Source organism: Flavisolibacter ginsenosidimutans (assembly GCF_007970805.1).
Taxonomy (GTDB): domain Bacteria; phylum Bacteroidota; class Bacteroidia; order Chitinophagales; family Chitinophagaceae; genus Flavisolibacter; species Flavisolibacter ginsenosidimutans.
This window is the reverse complement of the sequence record NZ_CP042433.1, coordinates 3,270,039-3,287,453: the sequence shown is the minus strand read 5'-3', so window position 1 is coordinate 3,287,453 and position 17,415 is coordinate 3,270,039. Positions and strand designations below refer to the sequence as shown.

Here is a 17,415-nt window from a genome sequence, read left to right as displayed (position 1 = left end):
CTCCTAACTCCTACATTCTATATTCTATTTTGTTTCCTGCATTTCCTGCAACTGGCGGTAGAAAAGCAAGGGTTGATTGGAAATTAATTGTTCGCCTTTTTGCAAGCCGCTCTTCAGGTAAATGGCATCGCCGGAAGTTTTCAACACTTGCACTTCTTTAATTTGAAGGTTGCATTTGTCGTGATAAACCACCACGTAGCTTTTGCCGTCTTCGCTTACCAGTGCAGACGAAGGAATCACTACGGCACGCTTGCCCTCTTTGTTTTCGATGGTGATGTTGGCAAACATTTCGGGCTTTAATTGCCCGTTATTGTTGGGCAACACGATGCGAATCTTCATCACCTTTGTTTGCGGGTCGAGAATTTGATTCACTTTGTCAACCTTACCGGTAAAGACAGTGTCAGGATAAGCCAGCGTGGTTACCATTGCGCGATAACCTTCTTTCACGCGGGCAATGTCGCTTTCGTAAACGTTGGCCCAAATCCACACGTCTTTCGTATCGCCAACGGTGAAAAGATTTTGCCCGTTATCGTTACGGATAAACTGCCCGGGATTGACGTTCTTCTCCACCACGTAACCGCTCTTCGGCGCTGTTACCACATAAGTGCCGTTAGCAGAAGTATGGCCGCTTCCGTTGATGCTGATTTGCGAACGAATTTTTGTCGCATTCGTCATTGCTTTCTCATACGCCTGTTTTGCCTGCACGTAATCCTTTTCACTACCGATACCGTTTTTAAATAGATGCTCCGCGTTTTCCATTTCGCGTTTGGCAATGGCAATGTCGTTGCCCGCTGTAGAAAGATCGGCGTAGTTGCCGGCAATGTCGGCGCTCCGAATCACGGCCAATGTTTGACCGGCTTTTACGTAATTGCCAAGCGAGGTGTTGACGGAAAGAACCTGTCCGCTGCTCACCGGAAAAACCTTCACCACTTTGTTTTCGTTGAAGCTGACTTCACCGGAAAGTTTTAGTTCGTCGTCGATGGCTTTTTCAGAAACAGAATCAATGCGAATCATTTTGGAAATGGTGTCGCTGATGCAGACTTCTTTTTTCTCCGGTGCTTTGGCCGCGTTGCTGTTGCAGGCCGTAAGAGCCGCAAAAAGAGCCGCTATCGAACAAAAAGAAAATAAGTACTTCATAAAAAATTATTTGAGAGGGATGATGTTTTGTGCGCTCACGAAATTGAATTCCGCCGCCGCGTTTAAAAGGTTGGTGGTTTGTTGCAGTTGTTTTAACCGCGTGTCTTTATACGAAGTGAAAAAGTCAATGAAATCAAACAGAGTAACCTTGCGTTGCTCGTAGCTTTCCACCATGTTGCGCATGAGTCGTTCGTAGTTTTCAGCCCACGCTCCGCCAACGCTTTTTTGCACTTGAAACAGCGTTTGCAATTTGTTGTACGAGTTCAGCACTTCGGCTTGCACAACGGATTGCGTATTCTTCTGTGTTGCTTGTGCTGCTTTCACGCTCCATTCCGCCGATTGAATGTTGCCCCTGTTTTTATTGAAGATGGGCAAAGGCAAACCAATCTGCAAACCCACGTAATTCGGAATGTAATTGCTGGCGCGGTCGTAATCAACACCAACAGTAAGGTCGGGTTTTGCCAGGGCTTTTTGAAAGGCAAGATTGTGTTGTTGATAGAGCGCTTGTGCCGAAGCCAAAGCCGCATCGGGACGAAGCGCTTTTGCGCTGTCCACAATTGCCAACAACGGAAGATTGTTCAACGACGAAAAATCAGGCGAAGGAATCGTTGCGTTGATGGGCGCTGCGGTTTCATCGTGCAACAAGGTGTGCAACTCTTTTTGCAAATCCTGTTGCTGGCGAAGGTTGTCGGCGTAGTCGCTTTGCAAGGAATAAAGCAAGGCCTTCAACCGAACGTTGTCCTTCAGCGAAATGTCGCCCACCTTCAGCATTTCGTCCATGCCTTTGGCCAGGGTTTGCGTGTGGCTGATCTCGGTTTCCAGCAACTGTTGGGCAGCCTGCAGCTGCGCGAGGTTGTTCATGTCCACCTGCAACACATAGCGAAGGTTGCGCAGTAAATCATTCAGTTGCGCCTGCGCTGTTTTTACGCCGTCTTGCGCTAACTGCACTTGCAGGCCGCGTTTGTTGGCGGTGCGAATGACTTGCGAAAGACTCGCATACCATTGGCCGTAACCTTGCGGGTTATCGGCCGTTCCTTTCGTATGCCGAAAGAATTTGCCGTCGTATAAATTTTGTTCTGTTGAAAGCACGGGATTGTCCCATGCTTTGGCTTGTTGAATAAGGGCTTCGTTGGCGCTGATGTTGTACTGCGCGGCCAGAAGCGAAAGGTTGTTTTTTAGAAAAAGCTCTTCGGCTTTGGGGGTGGTAAGGCGAAGGGTATCCTGTGCGTTTGCGTGTGCAAGCGCCAGCGCCAATCCCACCAAACCAAAGCTGCGCAAAAGGGCAACTTTACGTTTCATGTATCAAAAGTTTAGAGAAGAAACTGTTGTGAACAGCAAACTGCTACACGGCAAGAAAGCGTGCAGGCATCGTTAGATAAGAAAAGTTTTACGCTTTGGGCGGAGGTGACTGAATGGTAGAAAAGCCGGACGGCAAAACCGTTTCGTTCATTAGCGGCGCATAGTTCTCGTTTGTAGTAACGGTTGGCTTTTTTGCGAGAACAAAATGCGGTGAAAAGAAATGCGTTGGCTTTAAAATATGAAAGAAACGGGCATCGCCGTCATCTTTTTTATTGTTGTGCGAGTCCGAAGATTTGTGTTTGCTGAGTATGTCCTGCAGCCAGTCGGTAAGGCTGTCAATGTCACGCACGTGCATGCCCTTGGCTTCGTATACGTCCTGCTCGTCAACCTGCGAAATGAACATCGAAAAGTTGACGTGCAGCAAAAGCAATATGAATGCGAACGGTTTCATTATCCGCCGCAAAATTAGACAGGCCTTTTTTCTTCCAAAAACTTTTCGCCAAAAGTCAAAAAATATAAGGCGGGGTTAACAAAGATTGACGCAGAAATGCCGGTTAGCTTTGCAGAAAGCGTCGGGCAAGACAGAATTGGTCGGTTCTTCACCTTTTTAAATACGTTCGCCATGCAACGCAATCCACTTCTTTTTTCTTTTTGGCTTTTGCTTCTTGTGCAAAATTTTATTTCCTGCAAGGATAAAGAGCCCGTGGCTCCGCAGGCTTCCACCGCACCGGGCAATGACTTGTTTTCGAAATATCATCTCGACAAAATCAAGCTGCCGGCGGGCTTTAAAATTTCGGTGTTTGCAGAAGTGCCCGGCGCACGCAGCCTAACGCTAAGCCCGGCAGGAACCTTGTTTGTGGGCACGCAGGGCAGCAAGGTTTATGCGGTGGTGGACAAAGACAAAAACGGTGTAGCCGACTCGGTTTATACCGTTGCATCGGGGTTAACAACACCCAACGGCGTCGCGTTTAAAGACGGCGCTTTGTACGTGGCGGAAATCAGCCGCATTCTTCGCTTTGATAACATTGAAGCCTCGCTGCAAAACCCGCCTGCTTACAAAGTTGTTTACGACAAGTTTCCCACCGATGGCGCACACGGCTGGAAGTTCATTGCTTTTGGTCCCGACGATAAATTGTACGTGCCAGTGGGTGCGCCCTGCAATATTTGCGAACCCGATTCGATGCATGCCTGCATTATACGAATGAATAAAGACGGCAGCGGGCTGGAGGTATTTGCCAAAGGCATTCGCAATAGCGTTGGCTTTGATTGGAATCCGCAAACGGCAGCGCTTTGGTTTACCGATAACGGCCGTGATAACCTGGGCGATGACCGGCCAAACGATGAATTGAATACCGCACCGCAAAAGGGTTTGCATTTTGGTTATCCTTATTGTCACCAGGGAAATATTTTAGACCCTGAGTTTGGGCAAGGAAAAAATTGCGATGATTACACAAAACCAGCTTTTCTGCTCGGCCCGCACGTGGCGGCTTTGGGCATGCGTTTTTATACCGGTAATCTTTTTCCGGCTGATTACAACGGCGGAATTTTTATTGCCCAACACGGAAGCTGGAACCGCAGCACACCGATCGGTTATCAAGTAGCCTTTGTAAAAATGGAGAATGGCAAAGCGGTAAGCGCAACGCCGTTTGCATCGGGATGGTTGAACGGCAGTGATGTTTTAGGAAGGCCAGTGGATGTGCAGATGATGCAAGACGGAAGTTTGTTGGTGAGCGATGACAAGCAGGGCGTGGTGTATAGAATCAGTTACGGGAAGTGATGCGAACTCAAAAATATTGCAGTTTTGAATTTCTTTCACACCAACACTTCCTCCACCTCTTCAAATCCTTCTGCCGGCAATTGCCGCTCCCATAAAATTTTGTAAATCGTTTCGGCAATGGGAATATCCCCGCCGATGTTTTTATTGAAATTGTAAATGCATCGCGAGGCATAATAGCCTTCGGCCACCATGTTCATCTCAAGCTGCGCGGCTTTAACGGTGTAACCCTTGCCAATCATGTTTCCGAATGTTCGGTTGCGGCTGTACAGCGAATAACAGGTCACCAGCAAATCGCCGAGATAAACCGAAGCCGCATAGTTCATGTCTTTTTTCTTCGCGTCTTTTTCATGTTCACCAACGACGATATGCTTTACGCCAACCTTGCGCAGAAAGCCAGCCATTTCATCGGCGGCGTTGGCAATGTAAACGCTTAAAAAATTATCGCCGTAATCGAGGCCGTGTGCGATGCCGGCGCCAAGCGCATAAATGTTTTTCATTACCGCGGCGTATTGCACACCCAGAATATCAGGATTGACAATGGTGTTGATGTAAGGTGCTTTAAAGCAGGCTGCAATGTCTTCGGCCGTGTCGGTGTCAATGCCGGAAAAGGTTAAGTAGGATAATTTTTCGGCGGCCACTTCTTCGGCATGACAAGGGCCAAGAACTGCAAAGTAGTTCAGCAGTGGAACGCCGAAATTTTTGTCCAGGTATTCGTTTAGCAACACATCTTTTCCCGGTATCAAACCTTTAATGGCCGAAAGAATTTTCTTCTCCTTCAATGAATCTTTGCGCAGGTTTTGCAATACTTCTTCTATGTACGCAGAAGGAACAGCCATCACCAGCAAATCCGACGCATCAACAATTGTTTGTACATCGTGGTGCATGTTCAGAAGCGAAACGTCGAAGGATGCCGAGTGTAAATAATTGGGGTTGTGGCGGCGGCGTTTAATGTAATCAATCGAGGCCGTGTTGCGTATCCACCAGTTCACCGGACGGCCACCGTCGGTAATGATTTTTGTCAGCGCTGTGGCCCAACTGCCGTTGCCAATTACACCGATCTTAAAAGATTGCATGCTCATTTGTTTTCAAACAGTTTGTCTTTGCTCACCACCACAACTTTTTTACCGCTGTGCAAGGTTTGGCTCACGGCGTTGTAGGGTGCGGTTACTACTTTTTCGCCTTCCTGCAAACCGCCGGTAATCTCAAAATAATTGACGTCCTGTATGCCTGTAGTCACCGTTCGTTTTTCCACGGTATTGTCGCTTTTTAAAACAAATACCACTTCTTCCGGTTCGTCGCTGCTTTCGCTTTGGTCAACCGCGTTTTCATCTTTTGCTTTTTCCTTCTTCGCATCGTTAATATTTTCATCGCTTCCTTTCGGTCTTGAAACCACTGCGGCTACCGGAACGCTCAATATATTTTCATGCCGCGCTGTTTTAATGTCGGCTCTTGCGTTCATGCCCGGACGAAAGGGAATGTTGTGTTTTGCCGAATCATACAAGTCGTTATACGACGAAGGCAAGAGGCGTATGTGCACTTCGTAATTGGTTACATCCGCCGATAAAAAAGATTGCGCATCGCGTTTGCTGCTGCCGTTGGTGATGGTGGTAACAATGCCTTTGAACTTTCGTTTGTTGTAGGCTTCTACTTCCACATCAGCTGAGTCGCCGACACTTACTTTGATAATGTTGTTTTCATTTACATCCACTCTTACTTCAAGGCTTGATAGATCGGCAATACGCATAAGTTCGCCGTTCACTCTTTCCCCCTTTTTTACTGCGAGCCCAAGCACCGTTCCGCTCATGGGTGCTTTTATAGTTGCCAATGATGCCGACGAAACGCTTGGCTGTTGCATATTCTTTAGAAGGTTTTCAAAACCCGTTGGCACATTCGGCAAAGAAACTCTTGGTGCTGCACTGCCCGTTTTATCGCCTTGAATAAAAGCCAGCGTTTGTCCCTTTGTTACTTGTTGTCCTTCCTGCACATTCAACTGCGTTACTTCGCCCGAAATCGGCGGTGCAATGCGTATTTCGGTTTCGGGATAAAGCTTGCCACTGGCCGAAACAGTTTCGGTAACCGTACGTTTTTTTACGGCTTCTGCTGTTACTTTAATATCGTTGGCCTTCCCGGAAACAATACGCATGATGAGCACCAGCACAACAACGGCAAGGAGAGAAAAAAGAATCCACTTCAAGGTTTTGCTCATAAGAAGGATTGTCTTTGCTGCGACAACCGGTCGCGCCAAAAATAATCATTCGCGGTTCAATGCCTGCTGCAAATCATTAACCAGGTATTGCGGTTCTTCAAGACCGGTATAAAGACGAATGTATTGATGCTGGATATTGTTCGCATCGAAGTCCGCTGGCTGAATGCCTGCGCATTTTGGAAGGATGAGCGATTCATGGCCGCCCCAGCTTACCGCCATCATAAAGTGCTTAAGCGATTCGCAGAATTTAGTGATGCTTTCCATTGTTCCGTCTTTAATGGTGAACGTGATGAGACCACAAGCGCCACTCATTTGTTCTTTTGCCAACGCATATTGTGAAAAGGATTCGTCGAGCGGAAAAATGACCTGGTCAATGCGCGGATGCGATTTTAAGAACTGTATCACTTCTCGCGTTGTGTTGGTGATGCGCTGCAGGCGTGCGGGCAAGGTGCGCAAGCCGCGAATCAGCAGCCATGCATTAAACGGTTGAATGCCGCTGCCCACGTTTAAATACTCTCTGTCAAAAATCTTTTTCATTTGCTGATGCGAACCGGACAACACACCGCCCAATGTATCGCTATGGCCGCCGATGTACTTGGTAGCGGTTTGCATGGCAAGGTCAATGCCCATTTCAATTGGTCGTTGATAAAGCGGCGTGCAATAACTGTTGTCAATTAAGGTGATGATGTTGTGCTGCTTTGCCAATGCCGCCACTTGTTTTATGGGTTGCAATTCGAATGTCCACGAGTTGGGCGATTCTAAATAGATAAACGTTGTATTGGGCTGACGTGCTGCTTCAAAGTTTTTAATGTCGCGGCCATCAACATAAGTAGTTGTAATGCCAAAGCGGGAAAGAATCACGTCAAAGGTTCGTTGTGCCCAGGTGTAAGGATTGCGCACCGAGATAATGTGATCGCCGCTTTTTACATTGGCTAATACAGCTGCAAAAATGGCTGCCGCTCCGTTATTGAATACAAGGCAATCTTCGGCACCGTCAAGCGCCGCCAGTTTCTTGCGCAAGATATCAACCGTTGGATTTAAGCCGCGGCTGTACAGGTAGCCGCCCATTTCATCTTCAAAGGCTTTGCGCAAATCAGCGACCTTCTTGAACACAAAGTTTGAGGTTTGCACAATGGGCGGTGCAACGGCATTAAAATAGTGTTCGCGGTCTTCGGCCAGTTCGTTGATGATGTAGGAAAGTTCAGTTGGTTGTAGCGGCATCGGTTTTTGTTTTCAGGCTTCGCACCAAAAAATAAAGGAGCAAAAATGCGGCAAACACGCCGGTTGCAACAAGCGCAAGACGTGGCGTATCGAACGCAATGGAAATGCCCACAAAAATATACGCCGCAATAAAAATGAGTGGCAGCAAAGGATAAAGCTTCATTTTATAAATGCCGGTGCCATCCAAATGTTTTGTGCGCTTGCGCAAAATAAAAATCGTAGCGGCTGATGTTGCCATTCCAATCGAATCAAGAAAGATGGTGAAGCTGAGAATCTTGTTGAATTCATCCATGAAGAACAAAACCAAAATGCCCGCCAGCGCAAAGGTTGTCAGGCCCAACGTCAGCACGTCTTTCTTCTCGTTCACCTTGCTAAAAGCAGCCGGTAAAATACCGTCCTTGCTCATGGCATACATCACCCGCGGATTGCTCAGCAGCAATACGTTCACATAAGCTAGTACCGCAACAAATAAAAGAATAGAAGCCGCCGTGCGGCCAGTCGGGCCAAACAATTTTTCGACGACGATTGACGCAATGCCCCGCGATGTTTTCAAGGCTTCAAAGCCAATGGCGTTGTAGTAGGCATAACTAACGGCGAGGTATAAAGTGATGATGATTAAGATGCCGATAAAGATGCCGCGTGGAATGGTCTTTCGCGGGTTGTGTACTTCTTCGCCAAAGTTGATGGTTTGCTGGTAGCCGCCGTAAGTAAACGACACAGCAATCAGGATCAGGCCAAAGGATTTTATGTAGTCCGTTGTTGCAAGGCTTTTTGTCGCAGTCGAAGCGGCGTTGGCATTTCCGTCAATAAAAAAGATGGAAGAAATCAGCAGCACCAGCATCCCGATTTTTATCACCATCAAAATGTTTTGCGCCGTTGCGCTTAACCGCAAACCCAAAAGATTGACACCGTAAAAAACGGCAATCGGTATCATCGCTATCAAGGCTCTTGTCGTGGCGCCGGGATCGGTTTTAAAAAGAACCTGCGAGATGTATTCGCTGCCAACGAGCGCCACGCCGGACATGGATGCTGCGTTGGAAATAAGAATGATGCAGTTGATGGAGAAGGCAATGGACGGATGATAACATTCTGCAAACACTTTGTAATAACCACCGGTTACCGGAAAGCGTGAACCGATTTCGGCATAGGTTAATGCGCCGCACAAAGCAATGGCGCCGCCGGCAATCCAGCCGATAAAAAACAAGGAAGGGGTAGCAGCCGCGTTGGCGGCGTCGGACGATGTGCGAAAAATGCCCATGCCAATCACGAGACCAACAACAATCATGGTTAAATCAAAGAGCCGCAGCTTTGGTTTTTCCGTCATGCGCTGAAGATAATCAGAACTATGATTTGCGTGATTTAAATGATTGCGCAGGAAAGCAATATTTCGTGAGCAAAATCCTCTTTCTCCGGTCTCATCCTTGCCATCCTGAAAATCATGGTTCTACCTTTGGCCTTCCTTTTGCCGCTATTGCCGAAACAACATCAGTAACCAAAAACACAGTATATGGCGGAAGACATCAAGCTTACGGCTTACAACGTGCGCACAAAAGAAAAAGGCGTTCCCATTCAGGACGCCGTGATTACGAAAACGGCGAAGGGTGCTTATATGGTACAAGGGCATGATGGAAAAGGCAACAAGCTCACCACGCTGTGCAATGAAGAGAAAGCAATGAACGCGATAAAAGCCGGCGTTGCAAAGCAGGGATGGTGATTGAAGTGAAACGTCAAACGGCAGACGAGAGACTGTAAAGACTTTACAATTTTAGTTCAGTACAGTTTCACGTTTGCCGTCTCACGTTTGACGTTTCACTATTGCTTGTATAGCTTGAAGGATTGTTTTTCCGCTCCGGCTTCTACCCGTAAAAGATAGAGTCCGCTGGCATAATTATTTGCACTTACGTCAACGCTGAGCTTTTGTAGAAAACCGTTGCCGGTGCTGCGGTATTCCTTCACCAAAACACCTTTTGCATCATACAACTTTGCCACCAGCGTTTCGCCATCATTCAATTGATACATCAGGTTAAAACGGCCCGTCGAAGGGTTGGGATAAACCTGCCAAACCGCTGCATCGCCAAACACCACAGCGCGGATACCCGAATAGCGAAAGCTGCCGTTCGCATCCACCATCTTCAACCGGTAATACCGTGCGCCAAGCTTAGACGTTTCGCCGTCGGTAAAGCTATAGAGCTCTAATGCGCTGTTACCCGAAGCAGGCGCTTCACCAATTTTTACAAAGCTGTTTGTGCTTAGTGCGCCACCGCCTTTGGCCACTTCTATTTCGTAACGCAAGACATTGTTTTCATTTGCCACCGTCCATTTCAAAAGAACGTTCGCCGCTTGTTTGCTTGCGGTAAAATCAATCAATTTCACGGGCAAAGGCGTGAGGTTGTTCAAGCCGCCGTTGTTTAACCAGAATTCTGAAAAGCCCGCAACCTTAAATTCGGCATAATAGCCTTTGTCAAACGGCACTTTGGTTACTTGCGCAGACGGAATGAACAACCAGGTTCCGTTGTTGTTGTCGGCAATCGTTCCGTTCTCTTTACTCTTATCTGCATCGGTGTATTTCGAAACGCCAAGTTCATAAGCGCTTTGCGGTTTTACGCAATAGCCGCAACCCGACGCGTTATGCAACGCTTCCATTTCGCTGTCGAGAAAATAAAAACGTATTGTCACGGAATCCGGCAAAGAATTGCTTGCAGGCTTGACGGTGATGTTGCGGTCGTGGTAATATTGATTGTTTGAAGATCGAACCGCGCCAATATTGATGTAGGCCTGCACATCAGTTGTGCCCAACACTGCGTTGTTCGGCTGAACAGACGCAACAAGTTTTCCGCCGCTTGTAAAATCAACCCAGTTGTTTCCATCAATATTTTGTGTAATTGCTGTGGTCATCGTTGCGCCGTCGTAAATGCCTTGCGTGTTGTCGTAAATGTGAATGTCGTCAACGGCAATACCATCGCGGCCCACGCCGGCATCAGAGGCCATCACAAAACGCAGCCGCAAACGCGAAAGCCCGGTGGGCAAGGCTTGCGTGGCCACATGCCAGTAAGTGTAATTCTGAACGCTCCACAACTGGTTTGCACTTTTGTTATACCAATTGGTGCCCGTACCCGCTGTTCCCAACTTCGTCCACGTTATGCCGTCGCTTGAATATTCAACCCAGGCACCGTCGCACAAACTGCTGCCGCAATCCTCCAAATCAAGCGCAACACTAAAGCTTAACGTTGGCGACGAAAGTCCGCTTATGTCAAAACAAGGCGAATAGAGATAAGAAAGTTCGTTGTCGTTGTAGCTTCCGCTCAATCGCGTTTTCCAGGCCTTTGCGCCGGAAGCAGCGCGGTTGATTTTGTTGCTTGCCGGTGTGCCGTATTCCCAACTGCTGTTCTTGCCGCCGGCATAAAAGAAGCCGTTGTTGCTTTCAAAATTTTGGAGGTAAGGAAAAGAATTAACGACAGGCTCGTTGTAAACGGTGATCGTTGCCGTATCGTTTTCTTTGAAGGTATCGGGATCGTATGCCACATAAACTTGCAGCGTATTCATACCAAGCTGCGAGAAATCGGGCAATGAGGTAAAGGTGTATTGCAGCGATGCTTTTGCGCCAATGGAAGCGATGGTTTCCATTACCGGTGCGCCGCCATTGATGCGGTAATAAACCGGCACATTGGTTAGCGTCGTGTTAGATGCGTTTCGAACGGTAATCTTTAATTGTGTAACTGCGGTCAGACCGCAACTGTTCACAAGCGGGCTGTCAATTTTTGCCAGCTGCACGTCGTTAAAAACTTCGTACAAACGAACGTCGTCAAAGGTGTAGCCCGCAGCGTATTGCCGGTCGGTTGTTTGATACTGTCCCCATTGGCCCCAACGTACGCCAAAGCTGGGTGTAAAGCTTTGGCCGTTGTCGGCTAAAAAGTTTGAAAGCTCGATGCTGCCTGATTTTTTATAGGTGCCTGCAGGTTGCGCAGCCGAATCGAGTTTGTACACCTCAAGCCAGGGTTGCGTATCGCTGCCGCGAACCCAAACGCGGTTGGCTGCGTTGAGTAGCTGGCTGTGATTGAGGTATTGAAAATCCAGCCGGATATCGTTAGAGACCGTGCTGTAATTGTTCAAATTAAAAGTGCCAAGCAGATAAGAAACGTTGCCCCCTGAATAGTTGCGGTCAGCATCCAATGTAATGGCTTTTGAACCCGAATAAGCAATGCCCGTATTGACAAAAGTTCGTGCACGTCCGTACGGTGTGGTGCGGTTGAAATCATACCGTTCAATGCCGCCAAGGCCGGTCGTGTCTTGCAAATATGCGGCGGGAGTTGCCGTTTCAAAATTGTCAACAAAAGGCGTGAAAAGATTGAGCGGCTGGTTGTCTATTTGTTTTACAATAACCGTCATCGAATCGTTTGCGCTTACAACGTCTGCTGTGTTTTTCACTGATGCGATTAAGGTATAAGAAGCCGGTGCGGATAAATCAGCTTTTGTTGCAAAGGTGTAATCAAGCGTAGCGCCGGCAGCAATCGTTGCAACGTTTTCCGTGACGCTGTTCCCGTTAATTGAATAGGAAACCGTGAAGTTGTTGATCGCTGCGTCGTCTAAATTTTTTATTCGGATGCTTATTGGCTGCGCTGCGCTTAACTGCGTTGATGTAAACAATCGTCCACTGGTTGGTGCAAGCACGGCATCTACTTTCAGGTCATTGTCCGAAATGGTTCCGGCACAGGTGCCGTTATTTGGTTGGCGAGAGATGGCGTAAGCTCTTCTGCCGGCAACGCCGTTCAGTCTTGCTCTTACCGTAATCCAGTAAGTGCTATCTTTTGAAAGACCGCTGAAGGTGTAAGATGTAGCCGTCGTTGTCGCAACGGGTTTCATTTCATCGCCGCGCAAGATCATTGCTTCGTAATCTGTTGCGCCGGCAACGGTGTTCCAGCTTGCTGCGATGTAGCCCTCGCATTGCACCGACGATAAATTCATCACCGGTTGGCCGATGATGGTAAACGCATTTGACGTTGTGGTTTCGCCGCTGCCGTTCTTCGTGATTCTTATTAATGCATTGCTTGTCGCAACGGATGGAACGGTCCAGGTGTAAACAATGCGGTTCACGTCCACGCCTGCATCAATCGTTGACCACGTGCTTCCCCCATCGGATGAAAATTCCAGCGTGGCCGTGCCGGTTAAGCCATAAGCGTCCCAACTAATTTTGGTGTTTTCACCCGGCGTCAGGGCTTGTCCGCCTGCGGGTGCGGTCATCTTCAAACCGGTTGGCACCGCATCCCACACCAAAAAATATTCCTGTTGTGCGTTGGTTACCGTTGTGCCTTTTACGGTGAAAGTATAAGTGCCTGCCGCCGGATTGTTGATCAATACTTGTTCGATGTTGTTCACGTGATCGGCGCCGGTAGTGGCCGCGTCATTTAAATGCGCTATCGCGGTATCCAAAATTTGCGGCAGCACAACGGCCGATGAAGGCGTGGTGACTTCAAGGTCTAAATCGTTCACCAGGTTTTTGTTGCTGATAAGTGATGCCGGCAGATCGTTCCAATACAAAAGCACTTTCAATTGCGCCGTGTTTGCGGGAACGGTAACGGTATGCGTTGTGGTGCCCGCGTTCACACTGTTGTTGATGAAGTAATGCGTTGCTTCAAGCCCTTCCACGCTGCGCAGCAGATTCTCGCTACCAAAGCCGTATTTGAAATCGGGGCCAGCCTTGCCAACGTCCATTGCACCGTTGCAAAGCAGGGCTTTCATTAAACCGTTTTTTGGATTGGCGCCGCCGTTCAGTTGGCGATAGCGTTGGTACAACAAAGCCAGTCCGCCGGTTACGGCCGGTGCGGCCATGCTGCTGCCACTCATTACACCATAACCGTTGGTTGGAACGGTGGAGGCAACGCCTTCGCCCATTGCCATGATCTCCGGCTTTAAACGGCCGTCTTTCACCGGCCCTTGGCTCGAAAACGAAGAGATGCCGCCTGAGTCTGTGGATTGGCCAACGGACACGACGTTTTTTGCCGATTGATAGCCGCCGAGCACTGTATGAAAACCTTGCGGGTAGGGTGCACAGGCATCGCGGCCGCTGTTGCCGGCCGCAAACACGTTCAAAAGATTTGGCAAATCAAAAGCTTGTTGGTCCATCATGCGGCTGTACAAATCATAAGTGCCGTGATAGCCGCACTCAATGATGTTGCCGTAAGAATTGTTGGTGACGACCATGCCGTAATCGTTCACGTATGTGGCGGCGTTGTCTAAAATGCCGTTGTAGTATTGGCTGATAACGGTGGCTTTGGGCGCATAGCCGCGGTAACGTTCGTCAACATTGCCCGCACCGGCAACCGTGCCGGTCGTGTGTACGCCGTGGCCCGACTCTGTTTTAAAGTTGCGGCTGATTAAACGTTTCGAAAAATCAACATGATCTTGTACAGCTTCGGCGTTATCGCCAACGCCTACGGTAATGCCTTCGCCGTTCAATCCCTTGCCTCCGTTGGCTGCTGAAGCATTGAGCACCGTTGCTCTTGAAAGTGTACGGCTGTTGTAGTTCAACGGTTGGGCAGCGGGTGGCGCAGGTTGCAGGTAGTCAACAAAAGGCAGCAAAGCCATTTCGGAAAGGCGGTTTTGGGCGATGCGCACCGCAAGAATGTTGTAAGCTTTATGTTCTTCGGAAACAATGTCAACGTTGCGGCTTTTTAATTCTGCAATTACAAAGTTTGCGTCAATTGTTTTCGGAAACGAAATCCAAACGTCAACCGTGCCCGCGACTTTTACAGCCCAGGATGGAATCAGTCCTTTGGCAAAATACTCCTGCATTTTTTGTTGCGCAGAAAGTTGAAAGAAAGCCTTTGCTTTTGCCGCTTGCAAGGCACGCAAGGACACATCGCCTTTAATGCTAACGGTGTACGCATTTTGCGGAAGATAATCTAGCAAGGTGATGCCGGCTGCCGCCAAAAGCTTTTGTTCATCGGCAGAAGGAATGCGGTCGAATTGGATCACCGCAAAACTTTGTCCGGCGCTACGCTTGGCTGATGCATTGAAAGAATCAACGGCCTCCTTGCGAACGTTGGCTTTGGGTGTAACAGCACCTGTGCGCAGAAAAATATCTTGTGCAAAAAGAGAAGTCGGAAAAAGAAGCAGCACAAAGAGCAGCAGGCGGTTGTCTTTCATAGTTTGAATTCTTCGGTTAAAAATAGAAAAAGATTGCAATATGCGCAGTGGCTTTCGCTTCCTGCTCGTTGTTGCCTGCCGGAGCCGTATAAGAACACCGCAGGCTTTTAAAGGTTGTTTTGTAACAAACCCAATAAAACAAATTTTTACCACCTCACATAAATGTGTGAAGCGTTTTTGCAAGCCGTCCCTGTTTTTCTTCGTTCATCCTTCATATACGTTTTAAACGTTTTTTGAGCAGTGCAAAAAGGTGTTAATTACGTCAAATGGTCATGCTTTTTTCACCCGCTTATGCGGTTGGATGTACTTGGTTGCGCGGATAGTTTTGCCGTAGAAAAAATCAAACGACATTATTATGAGAGCAACCTTTAATCTTCGGAAAGCCGGCCTGCTGGCTGCAACGGCCACGGTTTTATTTACGGCCTGCAAAAAAGATACAACCGGCAACAATCCAGAACCAACGCCACCGGTACAGACAAAACTGAAAAAGATCAGCCAGGGCGAAGACGTGCTGGAGTTTGTTTACGGTAACAACGGCCTGCAAGCCATCAAGACAAATGCGGATCAGGCAGCAGGCGGACAATTGGCTACGTTCAACATCAGCTACACGCCAGACTATTCAAAAATCACGGAGTTGAAAACGACCGGCAATCAACGCATTGTTCCGAACTACGGCACCTACGGCGAACTGGCATCGGCAAACATTTACGACGACAAAAATTACCTGGTGCTGGCAACCCGTTATGCTTATACAGGCATGGCTATTGGCGCAATCACGTCCAGTACAAACGGAATGGATCTTTTAAAAACAACCTTTGAATACGGCGCCGACGAAAATGTACGCAAGGCTACCAATTGGATGTTGAATCCCACAAGCGGCAAACTTGAAGTATCGGGCTATACCGCGTACGAGTACGACGGCAAAATGAACCCAGTGTACGTTCACAAAACCTTGCTTTACCTTTTGCTGCAAAACACACCTCGCTACAACGTAACCAAGGAAACCGATTACGACGAGAACAACCAGGTAAGCGAAATTCGCGAATACAGTTATCAATACAACAACCAAAACCTGCCGCAAAGCGCCACGGTAAAAACCACCGTTCCGGGCGGAGGAAGCACAACGGCAAACGTGGTTTATTCTTATCAGTAGAGCATTAAAACAACCAACGACGGCGTGTGTGAGAGCAAACAGCCATCCCGTTTCTGCGGAATGGCTGTTTGCTTTTTAACGCGACGGAATCATTTTCATTGTGTCCGTTGTTTGTCACGGCGGAAACCTTCACTTTTGCGCTTCATCTCAATGCACCGTTATGCCATCCAACCGCAACGCCGCCATCGGCTTTATTTTTATCACCCTTCTTATTGACGTTATCGGCTTCGGCATCATCATTCCCGTAATGCCCAAACTGATTGAACAACTGGGACACGTAAACGTAAGCCAGGCCTCAAGAATTGGCGGCTGGTTACTGTTTGCTTTTGCGGCCACGCAGTTTTGCTTTTCGCCGTTGGTTGGAAACCTGAGCGACCGTTACGGCCGCCGGCCCGTGTTGCTGGCTGCTCTTTTGGGCTTTGCCGTTGATTACCTTTTTCTTTCGTTTGCGCCCACGCTTGGCTGGCTCTTTGTTGGCCGCATTGTGGCCGGCATGACAGGCGCTTCTTTCACCACTGCGTCGGCTTACATTGCCGACATCAGCACACCGGAAAACCGCGCAAAAAATTTCGGCATGATCGGGGCAGCCTTTGGCCTCGGTTTTATCATTGGTCCGGCCATTGGCGGCTTGCTTGGTGGCTTCGGTGCAAGGGTTCCGTTTATGGTGGCCGCAGGCTTGTGCTTCCTTAATTTTTTATACGGCTTTTTCGTTTTACCCGAATCATTGTCGCCCGAAAACCGCCGCAGGTTTGAATGGTCGCGGGCCATTCCCGGTGTAAGCGTTTACAACCTGCGCAAGTTTCCGGCTTTAACGGGTTTGATGGTCGCGTTGTTCCTTGTTTATCTCGGTTCGCACGCCGTGCAAAGCAACTGGAGCTTTTTCACCATCGAACGCTTTCATTGGTCGGAGAGGACCATCGGCATTTCGCTGGCGGTGGTGGGTTTGTTGGTAGGCGTGGTGCAAGCCGGATTAACAAGAGTGGTGAACCCAAAATTGGGCAACGAAAAGAGTATTTACATCGGGCTTGCGCTTTATTCGCTGGGCATGTTGTTGTTCGCTTTTGCTTCGCAAAGCTGGATGATGTTTGCTTTTTTGGTTCCGTATTGTTTGGGCGGCATTTGCGGCCCGGCTTTGCAATCGGTAATGGCGGGACACGTACCCTCGAACCAGCAAGGCGAATTGCAAGGTTCACTCACCGGCTTAATGAGTTTGACCACCATCTTTGGTCCGTTGATCATGACCAACGTGTTTGGCTATTTTACCAGCAAAACTGCGCCCACCTATTTTCCGGGTGCGCCCTTTGTGGTAGGCGCTGTGTTTATGACGGCCAGCGCGGTGATTGCTTACAACGTATTTCACAACCGGCAATGGAAGACAAGAGGTGAGCAAGTGAAAGAAGTCCTTTCGCAGTAATAGTAAAAACAACACCCGTTCTTGCGCCCTTCGCTGTAATGATTTTTCGTATAGACAGTAGGTTA

12 protein-coding genes are annotated in these 17,415 nt (G+C 48.4%); 4 read left to right on the top strand and 8 right to left on the bottom strand.

Annotated elements, in window-relative coordinates; genetic code table 11:
* Nucleotides 1-24: 24 nt before the first annotated feature.
* The 3 genes from FSB75_RS13690 to FSB75_RS13680 all read right to left on the bottom strand — a co-directional run bounded on the left by FSB75_RS13690 (nucleotide 25) and on the right by FSB75_RS13680 (nucleotide 2,887).
* Nucleotides 25-1,137, bottom strand: a complete 1,113-nt coding sequence (locus FSB75_RS13690; protein ID WP_146788566.1) for an efflux RND transporter periplasmic adaptor subunit — start codon at nucleotides 1,135-1,137, stop codon at nucleotides 25-27.
* Between the two features lie 6 nt (nucleotides 1,138-1,143).
* A complete protein-coding gene (locus FSB75_RS13685; RefSeq protein ID WP_146788563.1) occupies nucleotides 1,144-2,436 on the bottom strand; it encodes a TolC family protein in 1,293 nt (430 codons plus the stop codon).
* An 88-nt stretch (nucleotides 2,437-2,524) separates the two neighbouring features.
* The gene (locus FSB75_RS13680) at nucleotides 2,525-2,887 is read right to left on the bottom strand and encodes a hypothetical protein (protein WP_146788560.1); all 363 of its coding nucleotides are present in this window, start codon (nucleotides 2,885-2,887) and stop codon (nucleotides 2,525-2,527) included.
* Between the two features lie 171 nt (nucleotides 2,888-3,058).
* Here FSB75_RS13680 and FSB75_RS13675 point away from each other — a divergent pair, with 171 nt between their 5' ends.
* A complete protein-coding gene (locus FSB75_RS13675; protein WP_146788557.1) occupies nucleotides 3,059-4,213 on the top strand; it encodes a PQQ-dependent sugar dehydrogenase in 1,155 nt (384 codons plus the stop codon).
* A 35-nt stretch (nucleotides 4,214-4,248) separates the two neighbouring features.
* On the opposite strand, the gene FSB75_RS13670 is transcribed toward FSB75_RS13675, so the two are convergent.
* From FSB75_RS13670 to FSB75_RS13655, 4 genes are read right to left on the bottom strand one after another with little or no spacing between them, the layout of a single operon-like run.
* The gene (locus tag FSB75_RS13670) at nucleotides 4,249-5,286 is read right to left on the bottom strand and encodes an NAD(P)H-dependent glycerol-3-phosphate dehydrogenase (RefSeq protein ID WP_146788554.1); all 1,038 of its coding nucleotides are present in this window, start codon (nucleotides 5,284-5,286) and stop codon (nucleotides 4,249-4,251) included.
* 2 nt (nucleotides 5,287-5,288) lie between these two features.
* Nucleotides 5,289-6,419, bottom strand: a complete 1,131-nt coding sequence (locus FSB75_RS13665; protein WP_146788551.1) for an efflux RND transporter periplasmic adaptor subunit — start codon at nucleotides 6,417-6,419, stop codon at nucleotides 5,289-5,291.
* 45 nt (nucleotides 6,420-6,464) lie between these two features.
* Complete coding sequence (locus FSB75_RS13660; RefSeq protein WP_146788548.1) at nucleotides 6,465-7,640, bottom strand: trans-sulfuration enzyme family protein; 1,176 nt, start codon at nucleotides 7,638-7,640, stop codon at nucleotides 6,465-6,467.
* Nucleotides 7,621-8,964, bottom strand: coding sequence for an APC family permease (locus tag FSB75_RS13655; protein WP_146788545.1), 1,344 nt, complete (start codon nucleotides 8,962-8,964; stop codon nucleotides 7,621-7,623). Before FSB75_RS13655 ends, FSB75_RS13660 begins: the two co-directional genes overlap by 20 nt.
* A gap of 183 nt (nucleotides 8,965-9,147) precedes the next feature.
* On the opposite strand from FSB75_RS13655, the gene FSB75_RS13650 reads away from it, so the two are divergent.
* Nucleotides 9,148-9,354, top strand: a complete 207-nt coding sequence (locus tag FSB75_RS13650) for a hypothetical protein (RefSeq protein ID WP_146788542.1) — start codon at nucleotides 9,148-9,150, stop codon at nucleotides 9,352-9,354.
* Nucleotides 9,355-9,452: 98 nt separating this feature from the next.
* Here FSB75_RS13650 and FSB75_RS13645 read toward each other — a convergent pair whose 3' ends face one another.
* Entirely contained in the window at nucleotides 9,453-14,783 is a 5,331-nt protein-coding gene (locus FSB75_RS13645; protein WP_146788539.1) for a S8 family serine peptidase, read from the bottom strand.
* Nucleotides 14,784-15,138: 355 nt separating this feature from the next.
* Here FSB75_RS13645 and FSB75_RS13640 point away from each other — a divergent pair, with 355 nt between their 5' ends.
* Nucleotides 15,139-15,936 carry a hypothetical protein gene (locus FSB75_RS13640; protein WP_146788536.1) on the top strand — a complete coding sequence of 266 codons (798 nt, stop codon included), beginning with the start codon at nucleotides 15,139-15,141 and terminating at the stop codon, nucleotides 15,934-15,936.
* 160 nt (nucleotides 15,937-16,096) lie between these two features.
* Nucleotides 16,097-17,350: a TCR/Tet family MFS transporter gene (locus FSB75_RS13635; protein ID WP_146788533.1), complete on the top strand. Its 1,254-nt coding sequence runs from the start codon at nucleotides 16,097-16,099 to the stop codon at nucleotides 17,348-17,350.
* Nucleotides 17,351-17,415 lie beyond the last annotated feature (65 nt).